The sequence below is a fragment of the Ruegeria sp. YTSA064 genome, from assembly GCF_059610325.1.
Map to the genome: position 1 here is coordinate 202,714 of NZ_JBXWNK010000005.1, position 22,474 is coordinate 225,187.

General features: G+C 55.4%; 16 protein-coding genes and 1 pseudogene. 9 read left to right on the plus strand and 8 right to left on the minus strand.

The features are described 5' to 3' along the window. Position 1: 1 nt before the first annotated feature. A complete protein-coding gene (locus tag AC2FI7_RS09565) occupies positions 2 to 745 on the minus strand; it encodes a rhomboid family intramembrane serine protease (protein WP_496815849.1) in 744 nt (247 codons plus the stop codon). 42 nt (positions 746 to 787) lie between these two features. Further along, positions 788 to 4,186, minus strand: coding sequence for a bifunctional proline dehydrogenase/L-glutamate gamma-semialdehyde dehydrogenase PutA (gene putA, locus AC2FI7_RS09570; RefSeq protein WP_496815851.1), 3,399 nt, complete (start codon positions 4,184 to 4,186; stop codon positions 788 to 790). A 103-nt stretch (positions 4,187 to 4,289) separates the two neighbouring features. On the opposite strand from putA, the gene AC2FI7_RS09575 reads away from it, so the two are divergent. Together AC2FI7_RS09575 and AC2FI7_RS09580 are read left to right on the plus strand one after the other, a co-directional pair. Continuing rightward, on the plus strand, positions 4,290 to 4,775 hold the full coding sequence (locus tag AC2FI7_RS09575; RefSeq protein WP_010441855.1) for an Lrp/AsnC family transcriptional regulator: 486 nt from the start codon (positions 4,290 to 4,292) through the stop codon (positions 4,773 to 4,775). 31 nt (positions 4,776 to 4,806) lie between these two features. Beyond that, positions 4,807 to 5,364, plus strand: coding sequence for a tetratricopeptide repeat protein (locus AC2FI7_RS09580; RefSeq protein WP_010441856.1), 558 nt, complete (start codon positions 4,807 to 4,809; stop codon positions 5,362 to 5,364). Between the two features lie 59 nt (positions 5,365 to 5,423). Here the strand turns inward: AC2FI7_RS09580 and AC2FI7_RS09585 are convergent, their stop codons facing one another. Then, positions 5,424 to 7,313: a PhoX family protein gene (locus tag AC2FI7_RS09585; protein WP_010441857.1), complete on the minus strand. Its 1,890-nt coding sequence runs from the start codon at positions 7,311 to 7,313 to the stop codon at positions 5,424 to 5,426. 170 nt (positions 7,314 to 7,483) lie between these two features. Then, entirely contained in the window at positions 7,484 to 9,127 is a 1,644-nt protein-coding gene (locus AC2FI7_RS09590; protein WP_010441858.1) for a tetratricopeptide repeat protein, read from the minus strand. 250 nt (positions 9,128 to 9,377) lie between these two features. Here AC2FI7_RS09590 and AC2FI7_RS09595 point away from each other — a divergent pair, with 250 nt between their 5' ends. The 6 genes from AC2FI7_RS09595 (at position 9,378) to AC2FI7_RS09620 (ending at position 17,792) form a co-directional block, all read left to right on the plus strand. Next, complete coding sequence (locus AC2FI7_RS09595) at positions 9,378 to 10,259, plus strand: LysR family transcriptional regulator (protein ID WP_010441859.1); 882 nt, start codon at positions 9,378 to 9,380, stop codon at positions 10,257 to 10,259. 87 nt (positions 10,260 to 10,346) lie between these two features. Then, a complete protein-coding gene (locus AC2FI7_RS09600; protein ID WP_010441860.1) occupies positions 10,347 to 11,162 on the plus strand; it encodes a putative hydro-lyase in 816 nt (271 codons plus the stop codon). Positions 11,163 to 11,182: 20 nt separating this feature from the next. Continuing rightward, complete coding sequence (locus AC2FI7_RS09605; protein WP_496815854.1) at positions 11,183 to 12,220, plus strand: TRAP transporter substrate-binding protein; 1,038 nt, start codon at positions 11,183 to 11,185, stop codon at positions 12,218 to 12,220. 64 nt (positions 12,221 to 12,284) lie between these two features. Then, positions 12,285 to 12,848, plus strand: coding sequence for a TRAP transporter small permease subunit (locus tag AC2FI7_RS09610; protein WP_496815856.1), 564 nt, complete (start codon positions 12,285 to 12,287; stop codon positions 12,846 to 12,848). Positions 12,849 to 12,852: 4 nt separating this feature from the next. Further along, a complete protein-coding gene (locus AC2FI7_RS09615) occupies positions 12,853 to 14,136 on the plus strand; it encodes a TRAP transporter large permease (protein ID WP_010441863.1) in 1,284 nt (427 codons plus the stop codon). A 71-nt stretch (positions 14,137 to 14,207) separates the two neighbouring features. Then, positions 14,208 to 17,792: a hydantoinase B/oxoprolinase family protein gene (locus tag AC2FI7_RS09620; protein WP_496815858.1), complete on the plus strand. Its 3,585-nt coding sequence runs from the start codon at positions 14,208 to 14,210 to the stop codon at positions 17,790 to 17,792. Positions 17,793 to 18,165: 373 nt separating this feature from the next. On the opposite strand, the gene AC2FI7_RS09625 is transcribed toward AC2FI7_RS09620, so the two are convergent. From AC2FI7_RS09625 to AC2FI7_RS09635, 3 genes are all read right to left on the minus strand, one after another. Beyond that, the gene (locus AC2FI7_RS09625) at positions 18,166 to 18,447 is read right to left on the minus strand and encodes an HAD family hydrolase (protein WP_010441865.1); all 282 of its coding nucleotides are present in this window, start codon (positions 18,445 to 18,447) and stop codon (positions 18,166 to 18,168) included. Further along, positions 18,380 to 18,865, minus strand: a complete 486-nt coding sequence (locus tag AC2FI7_RS09630) for an adenylate/guanylate cyclase domain-containing protein (RefSeq protein WP_139056606.1) — start codon at positions 18,863 to 18,865, stop codon at positions 18,380 to 18,382. The genes AC2FI7_RS09625 and AC2FI7_RS09630 overlap by 68 nt, the downstream gene beginning before the upstream one ends. A 243-nt stretch (positions 18,866 to 19,108) precedes the next feature. Continuing rightward, on the minus strand, positions 19,109 to 19,471 hold the full coding sequence (locus tag AC2FI7_RS09635) for a hypothetical protein (protein ID WP_010441866.1): 363 nt from the start codon (positions 19,469 to 19,471) through the stop codon (positions 19,109 to 19,111). Between the two features lie 256 nt (positions 19,472 to 19,727). Here AC2FI7_RS09635 and AC2FI7_RS09640 point away from each other — a divergent pair, with 256 nt between their 5' ends. Beyond that, entirely contained in the window at positions 19,728 to 21,437 is a 1,710-nt protein-coding gene (locus AC2FI7_RS09640) for an adenylate/guanylate cyclase domain-containing protein (protein WP_010441867.1), read from the plus strand. Positions 21,438 to 21,532: 95 nt separating this feature from the next. On the opposite strand, the pseudogene AC2FI7_RS09645 reads toward AC2FI7_RS09640, so the two are convergent. Next, positions 21,533 to 22,105: pseudogene (locus AC2FI7_RS09645) on the minus strand (IS6 family transposase); the annotation flags it as partial. Positions 22,106 to 22,474 lie beyond the last annotated feature (369 nt).

The following is a 22,474-nucleotide window of genomic DNA, read 5'->3' on the forward strand; positions in this document are numbered from 1 at the left end:
ATTACTTGCGCGGCACTTTGGGAATACGTGATTGCGACAGCTTATACTTGTGTCCCGGGTGTGGAGGATGGCCATGGGTGCGGCCCCAGAATCCAGGGCCTCCGCGCTTGAGCCAAAGAGGGACACACAGGATCACGCCAACAAAGAACCCTCCGGTATGGGCCCAATAGGCAACGCCACCCTCATCAGGATTGCTGGACAGGCTTCCAATGAACTGAAGGCCCAGCCAGACCCCAAGCATGACAAATGCCGGGATGGTGAATATCCGAATATAGACAATCAGGATCAAAAGGATATCGACGCGCGCCTTTGGGAAAAGCAGAAGATAACCGCCCATGACCCCTGCAATTGCGCCGGAAGCGCCGATTGTCGGCACCAAAGAGCCAGGTGCCGAGACAACGTGGATAAGCCCCGCGCCGATCCCCGCCAGCAGATAGAATACAAGAAACAGAACGTGCCCCATTTCATCTTCGAGATTATCGCCGAAGATCCATAGAAACAGCATGTTCCCGGCCAAATGCATCCAGCCCCCGTGCAGGAACATTGAGGTCACAAGCGTCTCGAGCCCATAGCCGTCGGTGATCCGTGCAGGAATGACGGCGTAGTCGAAGTAGAGCCGATTCATGGCCCGCGCATCGTCCATGATCCCTACATAGCCGAGGAAGATCAGGATATTTGCCGCCAGAAGGGCATAGACGACATACGGAGTACGCCCCGAAGGGTTATGATCGCGGATTGGAAACATGGCGCGACGCTGGGCTTTTCACCGCCCAGCGTCAAGGCCCGGTTATGCCGCACCTCCGAGCAGGGCGGCATTACCTCCGGCAGCGGTCGTGTCGACGCAGACATGGCGTTCGCCAAGAACACGCGCACGGTCAGGATGACCCGGTATCATTGGGATAATCGGACCATTGCGCCGGGCCAGATGCTGCTCGATCTGGCGGGCGGTATCGTCGTCGCCCCACCACAGAACGCCCGAGAAACCGGTCAGGTTTTCAAGCCGGTGTAGATCCAGCGCTCCGGTCATCCGGACTGCCGTTCCGCCCAAGCCTATAACAGCCTGCGCCTGTGCTTCGGCTGCATCGGGTCCAGGGCCCATACACAAGAGTGGATCACGCGCATATTCGGTCAATCGGTTTGATTCGCCAGTTGGGCCGGGCAGCGATTGCGTGCGAGGTGGGGCAGGTTGTCCTTCGGGTGCGTTCATCTCTGCCGCACTGTCCCAGTGTCCCGAAGAATTCTGCCGATCCGTGGCGCAGAACCGCGCCACATAATTCGGTCCGCCCGCTTTGGGCCCAGTGCCCGAAAGACCCTCACCACCGAACGGTTGTGAGCCAACGATTGCGCCGATCTGGTTGCGGTTGACATAGATATTGCCGGCGTGGATCGCTTCGGTCACATGCTGCACGCGATCGTCGATCCGTGTGTGTAAGCCGAAAGTCAGGCCATATCCTGTGGCGTTGATTTCTGCGATAACCTTGTCGATCTCTTGCGCCTTGAAACGGGCGACATGCAGCACCGGCCCGAATATTTCACGTTCCAAGACTGAGATGCCGGGGATTTCGATCAGAGTTGGTGCGATGAACGTACCTTCGGGTGGGGTAGAGAGTTCTTTCAGAACCCGCCCCTCTGCGCGCGCTTTGGCGACGTGGTCTGCGGTACCCTGACGAGCCTGCTCGTCAATGACTGGGCCACAATCGGTTGAGATCAGCCAAGGGTCGCCAACTTGCAGAGCGTCCATTGCCCCTTGCAGCATTGTCAGAACATCCTCGGCGATATCCTCCTGCAGATAGAGACAGCGTAGGGCGGAACACCGTTGTCCCGCAGACTGGAAAGCGCTTTCGATGATCGATTGCACGGCTTGCTCCGGCAAGGCGGTGCTGTCCACGATCATGGCGTTCAGGCCGCCGGTCTCAGCGATCAGAGGTGTGCCGGGACGCATATGCTGGGCCATGGCAGACCGGATTTTCAATGCGGTTGCGGTCGAACCGGTAAAGGCCACACCCGAGACACGTTCATCTGAGGTCAGCGCTGCGCCCACTTTTGGTCCTCCGGGCAACAATTGCAGAACATCGCGCGGGACGCCTGCTTCGTGCATCAACTGAACAGCGCGATGTGCTATGAGGGGCGTTTGCGGGGCAGGGGCGGCGAGCACGGCGTTGCCAGTGGCCAGCGCGGCCGAAATTTGCCCCGTGAAGATCGCCAGAGGGAAATTCCAAGGGCTGATACAGGTGAAAATCCCGGCAGGCTTGGCCGCCGGAATATTGGCGGCGTAATAACGTAGGAAGTCGACAGCCTCGCGTAGCTCGGCAACCGCATCGGGTACAGATTTCCCGGCTTCGCGAGCGAGCAGGGCGAATAGCTCGCCGTAGTGCGCCTCGTAGAGGTCGGCGGCTTTGTTCAGGACTTCAGCGCGGGTGGCTGCCGTGGCCTGCCATGGGCAGGCACTGGCAAGCGCCAGCTCGACATCGGTCGGACTGGCAACAGCAACTGAGCCCGGGCGGTCCTGCGGCCGGGCCGGGTTGATAACAGGCAAATCTGACTCGGGCTGAGCATCGTCCGAAAGCAATGGCCGGGCGTACCAGTGATGGGCGCGGTAAGCATCGCGCGCAATGTCGACCCGGTCCAGTGTTGGCGTATGATGCAAATCGAACCCTTTCGAGTTCGGACGCTCGGGTGCAAACAATTCTGGTCCGGTCGGCAGTGGTTTTGCGGGTGTCTGAATGGCTTGGAAAGGGTCTGCCGCAACAATTTCCGGTGCGACATCTTCATCAACAATCTGGTTGACGAAGGACGAATTCGCCCCGTTCTCCAGCAGACGCCGCACCAGATAGGCCAACAGGTCACGGTGCGCGCCGACAGGCGCGTAGATACGGCAGCGGGCGCTCTGCTTGTCGCGCACGATCTGATGCAGGGTCTCTCCCATTCCGTGCAGGCGCTGGAACTCGAACGGTTGGTCGTCAGCCATATGCAGGATTGCACTGACCGTATGGGCGTTATGGGTGGCAAATTGCGGATAGATGCGGTCGGTCATATCCAGCAGCTTGCGGGCATTGGCGATATAGGACACATCGGTCGCGGCCTTCTGGGTGAAGACGGGAAACCCATCGACGCCTTCGACCTGAGCGCGCTTGATTTCGGTGTCCCAATACGCGCCCTTCACCAACCGCACCATCAGCTTGCGGTCATGACGTTCGGCCATCTCGTAGAGCGTATCCAACACGAGACCGGCGCGGGGGCCGTAGGCTTGTACGACAATGCCGAACCCGTCCCAGCCTGCCAGTGCAGGCTCGGCCATGACTTCTTCGATGACCTGCAGCGACAGAGAGAGGCGATCGGCCTCCTCTGCGTCGACGTTCAGCCCCATGCCCGCGGCCTTTGCAAGCAGCGCCAGAGCCCGAAGGCGGGGCACCAACTCCTCCATGACTCGCTGTTCCTGCGCCAGTTCATAGCGGGGATGCAGCGCGGACAGCTTGACCGAGATACCGGGGTTTTCGCGAATGTCTTTGTGGGTGCAGGCTTCGGCAATGGCGGCGATGGCACGGGAATAGGACAGGTGATAGCGGGCAGCGTCGGCTTCGGTCCGTGCGGCTTCGCCCAGCATGTCGTAGGAATAGGTGTATCCTTTGTCTTCCATCCCCTTGGCACGTTTCATGGCTGACTGAATGGTCTCGCCCAGAACAAATTGGCGCCCCATTTCTTTCATCGCACGACCCACAGCAGTTCGGATCACAGGCTCGCCCAAACGTTTGATTGCCCCGCGCAAAGCGCCCACTGGCGAAGTCTTGTCCTCATCCAAAACGCGCCCGGTCAGCATCAGCGCCCATGTTGAGGCGTTCACCAGCGACGAGGATGATTGTCCCAAGTGCTTGCCCCAGTCCGATGGCGCGATCTTGTCTTCGATCAATGCGTCGATAGTGTCCGCATCGGGGACACGCAACAGTGCCTCGGCAAGACACATTAGCGCGACGCCTTCATCGGTGGACAGGCCGTATTCGGCTAGAAATACCTCCATCATACCGGGCGACGTGCTGGAGCGAATGTCGCGCACGAGCTGCGCCGCCGCCTTACAGATGTCGGCGCGGTCAGTTTGTGACAGGTCGGCTTGAGCGATCAAAGCGTCCAGCACGGTGGATTGCTCGGCGTAGGTTTGGGTGTCGATCTTGGTGCGCAGGCTATGTGACATGTGTACTCCGGGGCTTTTGCCTAATATAACTGGCCTTGAGCAGGAGAATGGACTGAATTTTTTCTTCTGATAGTCGAATGGACCGAATTTACGGGGGCAGATGATGCGAAACGACTTGTCCGGTCTTGATCAGTTCGATCAGGCCATCCTCACGGCGCTGGCCGAGGATGGTCGCATTTCGGTAACAGATCTTGCGCGCAAGATCGGCCTATCGAAGTCCCCGACGCAAGCACGACTCAAGCGGCTTGAGGCGGACGGGATCATCACAGGATACCGGGTCATGCTTGATCCGATCCGTTTGGGCCTTGATCATGTAGCCTTTGTCGAAGTGCGTCTGACGGATACACGCGAAAAGGCGCTGGCTGAGTTTAACGCGGCTGTGCGTAAGGTTGCCGAGATTGAACAGGCCCACATGATCGCGTCAAACTTCGATTACCTGCTCAAAATACGTACCCGTTCGATGTCGGAATACCGCACTGTTCTGGCCGAAAAAATCTCATCCCTACCGCATGTTGCGAATACCTCTACTTTCGTGGCGATGGAGGCGGTGAAAGAAACGGGGTTACTCGCCCCACTAGAAAACGGTTGACCTATGGGTTCTGGGGATCAGGTTAGAGGGGATGAAACTCGCATTTGCCGTTTTCCTTGCCGTCTCTGCTGTGCAGGCCACCGCTGACTGCCCGGTCGCACCCGACCATATCTCTGGGATCGACTCTCTGATAGCGCAGGCTCAAGATGCGTCAACCGAGCAAGAAGCGCGAGGCATCTCTGGCCAGATGTGGCAGCTCTGGACCGATGCTCCGGATGCGAGGTCGCAAACCTTATTGGATCGTGGAATGTCCATGCGCGAAGCCTGGGATTTGGCCGGAGCGTTGGCAGAATTCGATGCTCTCGTTGCTTACTGTCCCGAATATGCCGAAGGGTACAACCAGCGCGCCTTTGTCAATTACTTGCAGCAAGACTTTGGGGCGGCTCTGATTGATCTGGACCGGGCCATAGCGCTCTCGCCGAACCATGTTGCCGCGCTCAGCGGGCGGGCATTGTCGCTGCTGGGGCTGAAGCGCATGGATGAGGCGCGCGCGGCGCTGAACCATGCACTGGAATTGAACCCCTGGCTATCCGAACGTGCCCTGCTTGCCCCGGGTGGGCTACTTGACCCGCCGGGCGAGGATATCTGAACAAAGCTGAAAACGCCCCCGAACCCGAGTTCGAGGGCGCTTTCGCTCATTGGATCGGTTTAGCCAACAAGCCCGTTATCGGTACGTTTGATCGCGATCACCGATGAGCGTGGCGTGCCGCCATCGGGCCAATTGCTGCCCGGGTGCTGGATGCCCACGAACATGGTACGCAGGTCGGTAGACCAGGCCAGGCCGGTGACCTCGCAGCCATTCGGACCAGTCATAAAGCGCACGATCTCGCCGGTGGCAGGATCACCAACCAACATCTGGTTATTGCCATTGCCAGCGAAATCTTCTTCGTTGTTGTCTTTGCCATCCGTCTGAATCCAGACCAGTCCTGTCGAGTCGATCGCCATACCGTCTGGCGAGTTGAATAAGTTGCCCTCATTCACGTTCGCTGAACCAGCGCGGTCGTCCGAATGTACGGTCGGGTTTCCGGCCATGACATACAGGTCCCAGTCAAAGCCTGTGGCCGCGTGATCCTCATTCGCTGGGCGCCAGCGCACGATTTGACCGTATTTGTTGGCATCGCGCGGGTTTGGACCGTTGGCCGAGGTATCATCGCCACCGGCATTTGGTTTCACGCCGCGGTTCTTGTTGTTGGTCAGACAGCAATAGGCCTCAACTGCAACAGGGCTTGAGGCCACCCATTCCGGGCGGTCCATGGTGGTGCCGCCCACTGCCGAAGCGGCCATACGGGTAAAGATCAAGATCTCGGCCGCATCCATACCTGTAGAATCGGGCGTCAAAGGCAGCCACTCACCGCTCATGTCGTCGTTAAATTTGGCGACAAAAAGTGTTCCGTTATTCAGCAGATTTTCGGTGTCGACACCGGGAGCGTAGGCAGCGTTCGAGATGAATTTGTAAAGGTACTCGCCGCGCTCATCGTCGCCCATATAGACCACGACACGACCGTCGGCCGCCAGCGCCACCTCGGCGTTTTCGTGCTTGAAGCGGCCCAGACCGGTGTGCTTGACCGGTGTGCTGTCGGGCTTGGTCGGGTCGATTTCAACGATCCAGCCTGCGCGATGTGGTTCGTTAGGGTTTTTCGAGGTGTCAAAGCGTGGATCAAACGACTCGTAGCCATTCCAGCTTTCGGCCTTGATGCCATAGCGCTTCATGCCATCTGCGACCTTCTGGTCGTAGCTGGCATTTTCATCAGAGGAGCCGAAGTAACCGTTGAAATTCTCTTCGCAGGTCAAGTAGGTGCCCCAAGGCGTCTTGCCCGAACCACAGTTATTCATCGTACCCAGCGCCGCGGAGCCGGTGGGATCAGATTCGGTCTTCAGCAACTCGTGCCCCGCAGCAGGGCCGGCGATCCTCATCGGCGTATTGTGGTGGATCCGGCGGTTGAAAGGACTGTCCTTGACGGCCACCCAGCCCTCAGGGCCTTCCTTGATCTCCATCACGGTTACGCCCTGAATGTTTTGGAGTTTCAGAACGTCATTTGCGCTGGCAGGCACTCCCTCCTGCGCAGCAGGCAGGTTTATCTTGCGGTTCGGATATTCGTGGTTGATCGCGATCAACTCGTGACCCTGGAATGAGAAGGTTTCCATCCCATCGGTGTTCTCACCAAAGATCTTGTCAGAGTTCTCAACCGAACCGCCATCGGTCAGATCATAACCGTCCGCTTCCGAAAACAGCGGATCACCCCAGCGCATCAGCATCTTCCACTCATAGCCTTCGGGCACGTGGACGGTGCCATCGGTCTGCGCAGGAATCGGGGTGAAGGCAAAGCGCGAAGCTCCAACAGCCTGTGCTGCGGTTGAGGTCAATAGACCTGCACCCATGGCTGCAGCACCCGATCCGAATGCTACAACACCCGCCAAAAATCCGCGGCGAGAGATGGCACTTTCGACGACGCGATCAAAATCGTTTTCCTCGGGGCGAGGGAAGTGCAGCTCATCCCAATCATCGGCGGACATGTTTGTAGGATCGAAGTCTTTCATGGATAGCTCCTGGCTGTCGGAATGCAATTTCGTTCAGCGGGTGTAAGGCGCTCACATGACAGAAATATAATAGTTTTATCAAATAATTTTTACACGTCGTTGGTGGGCAAACCAGTACTGATTTGCCCACGGGTTTGAACAAATTACAACCGCTACATAGGTGAGGACGGCTATGCAGCTCTCACCTTGCTGCGGCAATAGCAGGATGCGTGAACCGGAACCGTCGCGCGCGCCGCCGCCTGATCCAGCAGGAGTTTGATATGCCGCGCTTCAGTCTCTTCGCCGCGCTGCACCAGACATTCGTGCAAGCCATGAAGACTCCAGATATTGCGCGGATGTTGGCAGGCGCGCGCCAGCGTATCGTCAAGGCCCAGATCGGCGCGGTAGACCGCTTCAGCCTCGTCAAATTGACCAGCCTCCATCAACAACGCGCCCAACGCGTGGCGCGTCGGCTGCATCCACCCCCAGGGTTCGTCATAGACCAAGGCGTCATCCAGTTCGACCGACCGACGTAGATGGGTTAGTCCGCCTTCCTGGTCTCCGGATTTGAAAGCGATCTCACCATCCATCATGGCTTCGCCAATCATCAATACATCCTCGGCTGTATTGTTGAAGACCAGACGGCTTTCCGGCACCGCTTTGCGCGCCTCAACAGCCACTTCACGTGCTTGTTTAGCGGCGTCCAGCTGTCCCAGGTTTGCAAGTGCGACCGCGCGTGCTTGTTGAATCGCGGCCGTTGTGTAGCTGTATAGTTCAGCATCTTCGGGCAATGGTTCATCCAGAATTTCCTGCCACGTGCCAAATCGGACCATGACATGCACCTTCTTGCCATAAAAAGATTCAAACAGGTCTGGGAAGAACCGGATCACATTGTCAGGCAGCATCCGCATCAGCTCTTCCGATGCAGCGAGTGCCTTTTCAGGCTGCCCAAGGAACATGGCGCCGTAGGCTTCGAAATGCACATTGTGGACACGATAGACGGTATAAAAGTTCTCACCTCCTGCCATCGCTTCGTATTTCTGGTCAACTGCAGCGGCTCGATGATTGCGCCAGACGACATTCTGATAGTCACCGCAAAGAACATCGATATGCGTGGCCATATGCACCAGGTGTCCGCTATCTGGGACCAAATCGACCAGCCGATCCCCGTGTCGCAGGGCATTTTCGGGTGTAGGCGACATCTCCATCAGATGGATATACATATGCAGCAGTCCTGGGTGGTCCCAAGCGCCAGGAAGCGCGTCAAACGCTGTTTCCAATACGGTCTGTGCCTCTTTGGTCGAAGCCCCTTCGGCAGGTATCCCTTTCTTCAAATCCCAAAGCTGCCATGGGGTGCGGTTCATCAAAGCTTCGGCAAATACGGATGAGACCTCAAGATCGCCTGGATTGTTTGAATAGACCTCACGCATTGAATCCGCGAACGCGTCATTCCAAGGTGTGTAATCCTCGATCTCGGGGTCAGAAGGAAAACGATGTGATATCGCTTCGATCAAAGCGGCCTCGACCTGCGTAGATGTTTTGCGCAAAGCCATAGCCGCCTCGATTGATCGATGGGCTTTCTCGAGCGTTGCGGTTTTTTCATCGGGCTCAAAAAACTCCCACGGCTTGTTGTAATTGGGGCCAATGGCATAGGCGACGCCCCAATGTGCCATGCCACATTTCGGGTCATATGTGAGTGCTTGTTCGAAGCAGGCGGCTGCGGCCTCATGATTATATCCGAACAACCAGACCAAACCCTGGTCGAATAGTTCCTGAGCTTTATCGGATGAAGTTGTTATGGCACGACTATACGTGCCGAGGTCAAATTCGGTCATCAATCAATCCCCCGTGTGATATCCGCCGAGGAAGAGCGAGCAGCGCCTGTCGGCGGATGTCTGAAGGATAGCACATTTTGAGCGGGCATTGGGGGCGCTAAGAATAGCGTCTGAAAAAGCGTGTATGGGAGTGATTTCGCTTCTTGGCGATTGTGAGTGCATGGAATACTCAGCGTCCGTGCTGAGAGGGCGTTGTGTAGTGGTAATACGATAGTAAGATCAGGACCGTTCTCAGCAGAAAGCGATCAGCGTGTCTCGGCTCAAACTCGATCATCTACAAACATTTCTTGCTGTCGTGCGCTTCGGCAGTGTCAGCAAAGCAGCCGATGTGCTCAACCTTACGCAACCTGCCGTGACAACGCGCATCAAGTCCCTTGAAGACGTCTTGGGAACGTCGTTGTTTGAACGTGAAAGCGCCGGAATGCGCCTGACTAAGCGTGGGGATATGCTGATCCATTATGCCGAGCAATTTCAACACCTTTCCGATCTGGTCGAAGAGCACGTTGTAGACACGAGCGCGGTTGACAGGTTGATCCGCCTTGGCGTGTCCGAAACCATTGCACAAAGCTGGTTGCCCGAATTCGTCGGTGCGTTGCGCGCAAAATACCCCTCTCTCAAGATTGAGATCAGCGTCGACATTTCATTGAACCTACGGGACCAGTTGCTGGGGCGTGAAATCGATCTGGGTATCCTGCTTGGGCCGGTCTCGGATTACACGGTTGACAACGTGGTATTGCCGGATGTGCCACTGGCATGGTTCCAGGCGTCGGGTGGACCTGTTGGTCAAAATGTCGATCTGGCCGGCATTCCCATCGCGACCTACGCCAAGAACACTCGGCCGTACCGGGTATTGAGAGCCGCTCTGTACGAACGGTTCGGTTCCGGAATCTCCCTTTTCCCGTCCTCCTCATTGTCATCTTGCTTTCGGATGGTTGAGGCTGGGCTATGCGTAGGCGCCCTCCCGATCTCGCTGGCAAAAAAACTGGTGCAAGAGGGAAAACTGGTCGAATTCAACCCGGGATGGGTTCCCGAACCCCTTCAATTTTCTGCGTCTTATCTGGGTGATCCACGCAACCATCTGCTTGAGGCTGCAGCGGGTATCGCCAAGGAAATAGCGCTTCAACAAGCATAAAAACTTTTTATGTAGAAGGCAAAAATAATACAATTTGATTTTATGCCTCGGTCACACGAACGTATTCCAAATGAGGGAGGCGTCGTGATGAACGATCTGTTTGAGCCACTAAAATCTGCGACAACAGAGTCTGTGCGCGCGCAGATCAGGTCACAGGCCTATCGCGGGCACACTGCCGGTTTGGGCGGAAATACCCTGCAGGCCAACCTGGCGATATTGCCCGAACCTTACGCGTTGGATTTCATGCGCTACTGCCAGCGAAATCCAAAACCCTGTCCGATTGTTGGTGTTTCCGACACAGGTAATCCCAACATGGATACCTTGGGCGGTGATATCGATATCCGCACCGATACTCCGGCCTACTACATTTATCGCGATGGCATCCACACCGACACGGTTCATGATCTCAGAAACCTGTGGCGTGATGATTTTGTGGCTTTCGCATTGGGGTGCTCGTTTACCTTCGAACATGCATTGCAACAGGCCAAAGTACCGCTCTGGCACATCGAAAACGACCGCACTGTGCCAATGTTCGCGACCAGCATCCAGACGGTTAAATCTGGTCCGTTCGAGGGGCCTATGGTCGTCAGTATGCGGGCGATCCCTAATGCAAGGGTCGACGAGGTTGTCGAAATCTCGCGCAAGTTTCCTTTGGCGCACGGCGGTCCGGTGCATTGGGGTGATCCGGCGATCATTGGGATTGCCGATGTAAGTAGCCCGGATTGGGGCGATCCGGCTCCGGTCCCCGACGGAACTACGCCAATGTTCTGGGCTTGTGGCGTCACACCTCAGGCTGCGATCAAGAATGCCAAACCTTCAATCGCGATCACACACAAGCCGGGTCACATGCTGATCACCGACATCGCTGATGACGCCGAAACACCAATCTACCAATCAAGATGATGCAACAGGAGAGAAACCAGATGAAGAAACTCGCAACAACACTCGGCGCGCTCGCTGTTTCAGCAACCGCTGCAATCGCCGACAGTCCCGTGGTTCTGAATGCAGTTGGAACTTGGTCCAGCCTCACGAATTACCAGAAACACGAAGAGCCTTTCTTTAACCAGAGGCTCAACGAGGCATCAGGTGGAGAAATAGTCGGAAAGATCCAATCGCAATCCGGTTTGGGGCTAAAAGGCTTCGAGATCATGCGCATGGTCAAGAACGGCGTCTTTGACTTTGCATTCGGGTTGCCTGGCTACGTCGCTGCTGAAAATGCGATCTTCGAAGGTGCAGATTTGTCTACCCTGACACAGGATATCGACACTCAACGAAAGGTGGCCGATGCCTATTTCGACACGCTGTCCGCGGCGTTCGATGAAATCTACAATGCCAAGCTGTTGATGCTGTACCCGTTCCCAAGCCAAACCTTGTGGTGCAACGCCGAAGTGAACGGGATTGCCGATCTGGAAGGCAAGAAAATCCGTGTCTATTCGACGACCTTGGGTGATTTTGTCGAGGGCGTCGGGGGCACATCCGTGACAGTCGCCTTTTCCGAGGTTATCCCGGCACTGGAGAAAGGTGTCGTCGACTGTGCGATTACGGGGACGATGTCAGCCTATACAGCCAAGTGGAACCAGGTCGCCACCCACGCTTATACCTTGCGTGTCGGTTGGGGTCTCGCATTCGGAGCCATGAACCTGGACAAATGGAACAGCCTGTCGCCCGAGCAACAGGCACTCTTGGAAACCGAACTCGCAGTGCTGACGGACTCCATGTGGGCCGAGACTGCAACCGAAGATGACATTGCGATTTCATGCATCACTGGCGGCAAATGCGAGATCGGAGAAGCCGGATCCATGACGCTCGTCGAACCCTCGGCAGACGATCTGTCCGCACGGGACAAGATCGCGACCGATGTCGTGCTGGCCCGTTGGGCGGAACGCTGCGGCGCCGATTGTACCGCAAATTGGAATGAAACCGTTGGCCCGATCCTTGGCCTGAAAGCCGAAGCCAAGTAATCCGGCCAATTCAGTGGGGCGGCCGGACTCCCGCCGCCTCACCACAAAACATCAGGTTATCAAAATGTTAGACAAGCTCTTAGGCGGCGCGCAGAGGCTCAGCCTCTGGATGACGTGGCTGGGCGGTACACTGATCGTGTTTTCGGCCTTCCTCATCACTCTCGAAGTCTTTCTGCGCAAAGTTTTCAACATCTCTCTGGGCGGGGCGGACGAAATCTCGGGCTATGCCTTCGGTGTGGCAACCGCTTTGGCGCTGTCTTTTGTGCTGTTTGAACGCGCGCATATCCGGGTTGACGCTCTGCTTGGAGCAATTCCCAAAGCGCTGCACCCGTTTATCAACCTGTTTGGCCTCGTGCTTTTGACGGGGTTTGCGTTGGTCATCGTTGTGATGGTGTGTGGAATGATGGCGGATACGCTGGCTAACGGTTCCCGATCAATTACGCCGATGCGCGTTCCGCTGGCCATTCCCCAGATACCGTGGCTCTTGGGTTGGATGTTCTTTGTAGGCTCGGGCGTTCTGATCGCTCTGACCGCGATCCGACAGTATTTCCGAGGCGATCTGGCCGCAGTGCAGGACCTGATCGGCGTGAAATCCCTGGACGAACAAATAGAAGACGAGACGGTATAGACCAATGCTGATCAAGACACTCCTGATCCTTCTTGCTCTCATCGGTCTGGCCGTTCCTATTGCCGCCTCGTTGGGTTGGCTGGGCCTGATCCTGCAATGGACCGATAGCCCGATGCCGCTGCACCGCGCAATATCGGATATGGCATGGCAGACCAGCACGGACTTTCTGCTGGTGGCAATCCCGATGTTCGTAATGATGGGAGAAATCCTATTGCGTGCTGGTATCACCGAACGGATGTACGACGGTATCGTGAAATGGCTTGGTTGGTTGCCAGGTGGGTTGATGCATTCCAACATCGGATCCTCGGCCCTGTTTGCGGCAACGTCTGGGTCATCCGTAGCCACGGCAGCAACCATCGGAACGGTGGCTGTGCCGCAGATCAAAAAGCGGGGTTACAACGAACGGCTGTTTCTTGGTACGGTGGCTGCCGGGGGAACGCTCGGCATTCTCATCCCGCCTTCGATCAACCTGATCCTGTATGGTTTGTTGACCAATACGTCCGTGCCGGAACTGTATCTGGCGGGCTTCCTGCCCGGATTTCTGCTGGCACTGCTGTTCATGGCGACCGTCGTTGTGGCATGCATGATCAGGCCGGAATGGGGCGGGGACCAATTACGCCACAGCTGGGCAGAGCGGCTTGCTGCACTTCCCGCACTGATTCCGCCACTTGGCATCTTCATGGTAGTCGTCGGCTCCATTTATGCGGGACTGGCAACTCCGACCGAAGCCGCAGCTTTGGGGGTTGTTGCCTCGATGGCGCTTGCGGCGTTCAACGGCAAGATGTCGATGGAAACCATGCGTCACGCAATTGAAGGCACGATGCGTACGACGGCCATGATCATGCTGATCATCATAGCTGCGGTGTTCCTGAACTTTGTCCTTTCAATCATCGGCCTGACCCAAGCTCTGACCGATTTCGTCACAGGGCTGGGCTGGAGCCCCATGCAAACCATGTTGATGATCGTCGCGGTGCTGATCTTGATCGGCTGCTTCATGGAGACGCTTTCCATGCTGTTGACCATGGCACCGCTGGTTACACCGATCGTTGTGGCGCTTGGCTTTGATCCGGTTTGGTTTGGCATCTTGTTGATGGTACTTCTGGAAACCGCTCTGATCACGCCGCCCATTGGGATCAATCTGTATGTGGTGCAGGGGATCAGAAAAGCAGGGCCCATGATGGATGTTATCCGCGGCGCATTGCCATTTGTTGTCACCATGTTCGTCATGCTCGGGCTTCTTTTGGTCTTTCCTAAGCTCGCAACCTGGTTGCCTTCTCTGGTGTACTAAACCGCCAAGACACCTTTCCACTTTCATGAAATTCAATGCCGGTTTGTCCGGCAAACAGAGGAGTTATGTCCATGTGGCAGTTTTGGGTTGATCGAGGTGGCACGTTCACCGACATCGTTGCACGCAAGCCGGATGGGAGTTTGCAGACACATAAGTTGCTGTCCGAGAATCCTGAGCGCTATGCTGACGCCGCCGTACAAGGGGTCCGTGAATTACTGGGTTTGGAAAGTGATCAGGACATCCCAAAAGGGTCAATTCGTGCGGTAAAGATGGGAACCACGGTCGCGACCAACGCGCTGCTTGAACGGAAAGGCGACCGAACCATACTGTTCATAACGAAGGGGCTGCGCGATCTTTTGCGGATCGGATATCAGAACCGTCCTCGCCTGTTCGACCTGAACATCCAACTGCCCGAGCTTTTGTACGAAGACGTAGTCGAAGTCGAAGAACGCATCGCGGCGGATGGCGAGGTCGTAACGCAGCTGGATATCGACAAAACGAAAACCGCTTTGGAAAAGGCCTATTCGGAAGGATATCGTTCCGTCGCTGTCGCGCTTATGCACAGCTTTCAGCATCCCAATCATGAAAAACTGATTGGCGAGCTGGCGCGTGCCGTTGGGTTTCCACAAATCTCGCTTAGCCACGTGGTGAGCCCGCTGATCAAACTGGTCGGCCGCGGAGATACCGCAGTGGTTGATGCCTATTTGTCACCCATTCTTCGCCGATATGTAGAGCAGGTAGCGAAAGCTCTGGGCGCGGATGAAGGCGGGTGTAATCAATTGATGTTCATGCAGTCTAACGGCGGCTTGACTGACGCTGATCTCTTCCAGGGCCGTGATGCAATCTTGTCCGGGCCGGCGGGCGGTGTTGTCGGGATGGTACGCACCGCTGCAGATCATGGCTTTGACAAACTGATTGGTTTCGACATGGGTGGTACGTCTACGGACGTGTGTCACTATGCCGGTGAATATGAACGATCCTTTGAAACCGAGGTTGCTGGCGTCCGGATGCGTGCGCCGATGATGTCGATCCATACGGTCGCTGCAGGTGGCGGATCAATCCTGTCCTTTCGCGATGGCAGGATGCAGGTCGGGCCGGAAAGTGCTGGCGCCAACCCCGGACCTGCTGCCTATAGGTGCGGCGGCCCGCTGACCGTCACCGACTGCAATGTCTTGCTTGGTAAACTGCAGCCCGAGCATTTCCCTTCGGTTTTCGGCCATGAAGGCAACGAACCGTTGGACAAAGAAATTGTGCGCAGAAAATTTGAATCTCTGGCGGCCGAAATGGGCACGGATAAATCAATTGAGGAACTTGCACAGGGCTTTTTGCGGATCGCTGTTGAGAACATGGCTAACGCGATCAAGAAAATCAGTGTGCAACGCGGTTACGACGTTACCAAATACACTATGAATTGCTTTGGCGGCGCCGGGGGACAGCACGCCTGTCTGGTCGCCGACGCGCTGGGGATGGAACGGATTTTTATTCACCCTTATGCAGGCGTTTTGTCAGCTTTTGGTATGGGTTTGGCGGACATCACAGCGATCCGGGAACACCAGTTCCAGTCCTCTATTCTGGATACAGAGGCACAGAATATCTGTGATACTCTGGCACAGTCCGCTACGGCTGAGGTTGCAGCGCAGGGTGTGGCAGAGGTTGATATTTCGATCTCAGCAACTGCCCATATCCGCCCCGCGGACGCTCAGCAAAGCCTGTCGGTGCCGTTGTCCGACCCGGGTACGATGCGCGACGCATTTGTCGTGGCGCATAAGCAGCGCTTTGGATTCGCGCCGGATACCAGCGATCTGATCATCGAGATGCTGGTGACAGAGGCAATCGGAAAGACGGGTGAGCAGGTCACCTTGCCCGACAAAATCGCGGCCGGGGCCACTCAGACCCCGGTGACGCTTTATAGCAGTGGGCAACACCAACAGGTTCCCCTTATCGATCGGACGCAGCTTGGTGTTGGCCATTCGGTGAAAGGCCCTGCGATCTTGACCGAACCCACCGGAACAAATGTCGTTGAAGACGGCTGGACCGCCACCTGTCTGAGCGGTGGCAACCTGATCTTGACGCGTGAAACTCCGCTGCAGCGGGTTGAGGCGGTCGGCACAAATGTCGATCCGGTCATGCTGGAAGTATTTAACAACCTGTTCATGTCTATCGCCGAACAGATGGGGGCAACGCTCGCGAATACGGCGTATTCTGTGAATATCAAAGAGCGATACGACTTTTCCTGTGCGATATTTGACCAAAACGGTGATCTGGTCGCCAACGCGCCGCATGTACCTGTGCACTTGGGCTCGATGTCGGAAAGCGTTCGAACGATCCTGCGCCAAAACAGGGGCAAGATCCGTCCAGGTGACGTGTTCATGATGAACAACCCCTATAATGGCGGCACTCACCTTCCCGACGTTACTGTCATCACCCCAGTTTTTGACGAAGCAGGTGAGAAAATTGTGTTCACCGTCGCCTCGCGCGGTCATCACGCTGATATCGGAGGCAAAACCCCTGGGTCGGCTCCGCCCGACAGTCGCCACATAGAAGAGGAAGGCGTGTTGATCGACAACTTCTTGTTGGTCGATCGGGGTGAATTGCGTGACGACGCGGCGCGCGAACTGTTGGCGTCGGGGCGTTACCCGTGTCGCAATGTCGATCAGAACATGGCGGATCTTGCGGCGCAGATTGCCGCGAACGAGACCGGAGCGGTCGAGCTGCGCAAGATATCGGCACAGTTTGGTCTGCCAACAGTCCACGCCTATATGGGGCACGTTCAGGACAACGCTGAGGAGAGTGTGCGACGGGTTCTCGACGTCCTGCGAGATTGCAGCTTTTCCTACCCATTGGACGGAGGGGCAAAAATCGAAGTTGCAATTTCGGTAGACAAGGCATCCCGAACCGCCACCATCGATTTTTCGGGCACTTCCGGCCAATCACCGCTCAACTACAATGCGCCACTGGCGATTTGCCGTGCCGTTGTCTTGTACGTGTTCCGAACGTTGGTCGGCAGCGACATTCCGATGAACGAAGGCTGTATGAAACCTCTGAATCTGATTGTTCCGACGGGAACGATGATCAATCCCAACGCGCCCGCGGCTGTCATTTCCGGCAATACTGAAGTCTCGCAAGCCATTGCGGACACCCTTTATGGTGCACTTGGGGTTGTTGCAGGCAGCCAAGGCACGATGAACAACTTTGTCTACGGCAATGCAACCTTTCAAAATTACGAAACCATCTGCGGAGGGACCGGAGCTGGCAAGGGCTTTGACGGTACCAGTGCAGTACACAGCCACATGACAAACACCCGTATGACGGACCCGGAGGTACTGGAAAGCCGGTTCCCGGTGCGGTTGGAGGAGTTTTCGATCCGCTCTGGTTCGGGCGGGACCGGTGAGTTCCAAGGTGGCGATGGTATCCGCAGGCGGTTGCGGTTCTTAGAAGAAACAACCGTGACCGTCCTTTCGTCCCACCGGGATATCCATCCACACGGTGCCTCTGGCGGCGCCCCGGGCGCGACGGGACAGAACGCTATTGTCCGCGGCAACGGGTTGGTTCAAGAGCTTAGCGGTAACGACCAGTCAGTACTGCTTCCGGGAGATGTTTTCGTAATGGAGACACCAGGCGGAGGTGGGTTCGGCCAACCAGACAAAATGGTATGATTTGGAGATACATGATGAAATAGGGATTGTTGTGGCAAAAGGGTGCTCTTGACTTGCTTGGGATGTGGCGAAAACGCTTTTTTTGACAGGAAAAACAGCTGAGACCAGCTTCGTCCAGTGACGCTGGTCCGCTGCCAATCGGCTATTGCTAGTGTTATGAACGACCGCTTTGGGGATTCGGTTTTGAAGCGTCGAATTGGTGTTTGAAAGGCCGCTCTGGGCCACCCCGTGTCAGTTATTTGCGGGGCAGGGGGCTTTGCTGCACCGGCACCGAGGTCAGCATCGAACCCATTCTGCAAAATGCTGCGTTTCGAAGGACTGGTGGAAGATAGACTATACCTGACACCAACGGCGGCAATTAAATGCCCGTGCTTCAATCGATAAGCTGTAGGACGCTCATGCCCGCGTCTATTGCTGCCTGAACACCTTGCGGTGAATCCTCGATAACCAAAACGTCGTTTTGAGGTACCGCCAAACGTTTTGCCGCTAGTTTGAATAACTCTGGCGAAGGTTTTGGCCGAACGCCGACAGAGATACTGATCAAATGGTCGAAAAGATCCCTCGTCCCTACGGCTGCAAGTGACTGCTCAGCGACACTTCGTTCCGCATTCGTTGCGACCGCCAATGAAATCCAGCCTTCTTTCAGTGCCAACATTGCCGTAAACGGCAGCCCCCATGTGCAGACCAATACCGAAGTCCATTCTGTCCTCAGTCAAGATTTCCTCCCGCCTTTGGAATGCTTCTCTTGTGGCCGACAATGCTGCTTCACACACGTCCTCTGGTAACCTTCTACGTCCGTCAAACGGGAATATCGCAAGCAAGCCGTCGCCAACAAATTTTAGAACTTCTCCCCCGTGGTCGTGAACCGCGCCGGCAACACAGTCAAAATAACGGTTAACTGCCGCGACGTATTTTTTCGGAGACAGACTTTGAGTAAGGGCAGTCGAGCCCTGCATGTCACTGTATAGAAGCGCACAGTCGATCTCTCGAACATCGCCACGCGATATTTGTCCACTTAAGACAGAGCGACCTGAAATCCTGCCCAAATATGCTTCCATCAATTCAGCCGCCAAGTACAGTTCAGAGAAAATACGCGCGGTCCCAAACAAAGGTGTGGAAAGACGCCTAAGACCATTAACCTCACGGTCGGAAAAACCCGACCGTTTCTTTGTGGCAAAGAATACCGAGACACCAAGTAGCCACTCTGACCCGCTGTCGAAACTTATTATGCGTGTTCCGAACGGAGCAGAAAAAACGAGGTAGTCAGTGATGCCCGATGCGGCAAGCTTTTGGTATATTGGGTAGTTTTCCCAGACCTACGGATTAGTGAGATCAGCGCGAATTGACGGCATCATTTCAAATTCGCCATCCATGCTGTCGACCAAGTCCCAAATCTCGGTATTCATGAACTTCTTAGCGAGTTTTTCTGTTACTTTGGTGTTTTCACCAAATGGAGCTTTGTCAAAAAGATCATCCGTAACCGAACTCCATGGCATAACAGTCCAATCCAATCGATCGCTTGAAGCATCCCAAGTCGCATCAAGCAGCCCAATAACGGGGTGCATTATCAAACGACCAAGTGAAACACGCGCGACCGGAACTCCACCATCGACCAACCGATGGCTTAAATGCTGGACTAAACCACCGATATCCCCATCGAAAAAGGCCAGCTTCTGCAACCAGTCTGAAATGCTGTCAAATACATCTCACGTAGTACTCTCCTCAACCATATTGTGTTACAGCTAGTTGTTCATGTCATTCGGTTTATTGGTGGGGGTTTTGCGAAGGATCAGCTTGGCATATGGATGCTGCAATGCACCTAAGGTAGGAGCGAGCCAAAAGCGGTTGCGCTTTCCCAATAGGACCACTTTGCCAAAATATCTGGCTGACAGTGCTCTTTCTTCTAGCTAGCTTCCAACAAGCGGGGGGAGAAACATGGAAAAGAGGCTTGCTGCAGTGCTGGCGGCTGATGTCGCCGGATACTCGGCGTTGATGGATCAGGACAGGGACGGAACGCTCAAAGCACTGAAGATTTTCCGTGAAGATCATCTGATACCCGCTTTGGCAGTTCATGAAGGACAACTGATCAAAAGCATGGGTGACGGCTGGATTGTCGAGTTTCGCTCCGCATCAGCCGCGACAGAATTCGCGATTGCTGTTCAGCTCGCTGACCGACCAAAGGAGATCCAAATCCGCATCGGTATACATACCGGCGAAGTCGTTTCGGAAGGCGAGGACATATTCGGTGACGGTATCAACATAGCTGCCCGCCTGGAGGCATTAGCAGAACCGGGGCAGATACTGCTTTCAGACACAGCACATAACAGCTTAGACAGGAATGCCGCCGCGTCGTTCTCTGGTGGCCAGCAGACTGAGTTGAAAAACATTACTCGCCCCGTTGGTGTCTGGCAGTGGCCTGTCGGTTCGGCGACGACAAGTGCATCTGTCAAATCTGAGAAACCCGGTATTGCTGTGCTGCCGTTTGACAATATGTCGGGCGACCCGGAGCAAGAGTTTTTCGCCGACGGAATTACCGAGGACATCATAACAGAGTTGTCTCGATTTCGTTGGTTGATGGTCGTGGCGCGAAACTCATCTTTCACGTTTAAAGGAAAGAGTACCGACATTCGCGAAGTCGGGCAGGCGCTCGGCGTGAGATATGTGCTTGAGGGGTCGGTAAGGCGAGCAGGCCAGCGCCTTCGCATTACAGGACAGTTAATTGATGCAGAGAATGGCAGTCATCTTTGGGCTGATCGTTTCGATGGAACGCTGGACGATGTTTTTGACCTGCAAGATCAAGTCACACAGGAAGTTGTCACGGCGATCGAACCGTCCGTTCGCCATGCCGAGACGGTCCGCGCTCGGGCGAAACCGACGGAAAATTTGGATGCCTATGAACTTTATCTTCAGGCTCAATCACACTTTCATCTGCTGACGGACGAAGACAACCGTGAGGCCATTCGCCTTACGCGTCTGGCGTTGGAGCGCGATCCCGATTACCCGTCGGCAGCTGGATTGCTTGCGTGGTTGCATATCCAAAGGATGGTGCAGGGGCTGAAACCAATTGACGAAGGGCCAAAGGCCGCCGTCGCCGCAGCGGAACGTGTATTGTTAAGTGATCGCGCGGATGGAATTGCGTTGGCTTACGCCGCACACTCGATCTCGATGCTTGCACAAGACCTGCCGCGCGCGCGCGCAGTTTTCAAACAAGCACTCTCTGAAAATCCAAACGCTGCGATCGTTCATATGCTCGCTGGCATCAATCTGAATTTTCTCGACAGACCCGAAGAAGCCCTAGAACACGCTACACACTCGATCAATCTCAGTCCAAAAGATCCGATGCGGCACGCAGCCTATGTCGGGCAAGCCTCCTCATTTTTCCAACTTGGCCGCTATGCCGAAGCCGTACAAGCCAACCGAAATGCGTTGGCCATCAGGGCGAAATTCGTGATTACGCATCTCATGCTCATCGCATCCTTGGCTCAAAACGGAGACCTCGAGTCAGCAAGGGCTGCGGTAGCTGAACTGAAGGAACTTCGTCCGGATCTTGACATCAAAGAGCAAACGAGACTGCCCATATTCAGCGTTCCCGAATGCTCGGAGCAATGGCGGGAAGGATGGTTAAATGCAGGCCTTCCAATCTGAGATAGCAAAACCAAAAAAGTGATCCAATCCGGAGGCTTCGTTGGATGTGTCGCAAACTTTTGAGACAGTCAGAGTTAGCGACTTACCTGACACACCTATCCTGCGATCTCTGCAAATTGCAGAAAACCAGATGTCGTAGTGTTGGGGAATTGCTGCTTTCGGATCATGTTGGCGACTTCGATGCCGTCCAGTGTGGCCGAGGCGGTTCTGAACGATTTGAACCCGCACATGTGCCGGATGCGACGCTTGATAAACTGATGATCCTGCTCGATCAGGTTGTTTAAATACTTGGACCTGACTGTATGAATTTTGGCGGTGCAACCAAACCGATTAAGGATTTTGTTCACCTCTCGAATGCCCACTGCGTTGGCTCCGCTTTTGTCGATGACGATCTTGCTCGGGATTCCATTTGACGACAGAGCTTTGGCAAAGAACCTGGCTGCCGCTGGACGGTTCCAGCGCTCAGACAGCATGAAATCATGGGTATTTCCTGCCTTGTCGACGGCCCGATAGAGGTAGATCCATTTGCCGCGAACAGGAATATAGGTCTCCTCCATACGCCAGGAGCTCAACGTTGGGCGTTTCTTTGATTGCGCACGAGCTGCGACGATCGGCGAGTATTTCACAACCCACCTATTCAATGTGGCATGGTCAACTCGCACACCGCGTACAAAACAGTATCCTTGGGAAGTGACAGCACTTCAATGAGATCATGCTCAATTAACCTGTTCGAAATCTATTCGGCGGAAACAATCGTCAGATCACACAGGCTCGTCAACTAGACCCCAGAGTTTGCGACACATCCGACATGCGTTGACCGAGATGCACGAGCGGTAGGAGATTGCAACTCAAGAGTGGCCGCGCCTACTGACGCAGACGGCTGACTTTGCGGGAATCGGCAGTAAATGTTACTGTCGCCTTGTTGGCAAGATCGCCGCTAGGTTTCTCCGGCCATCGCGTTTCGTTATTATTTTTGCAATAAGTTTTTTAGCCGTTCGGCCGGGCGATCCGGGGCCTCTGGGCCAGCGTTTCAGGAT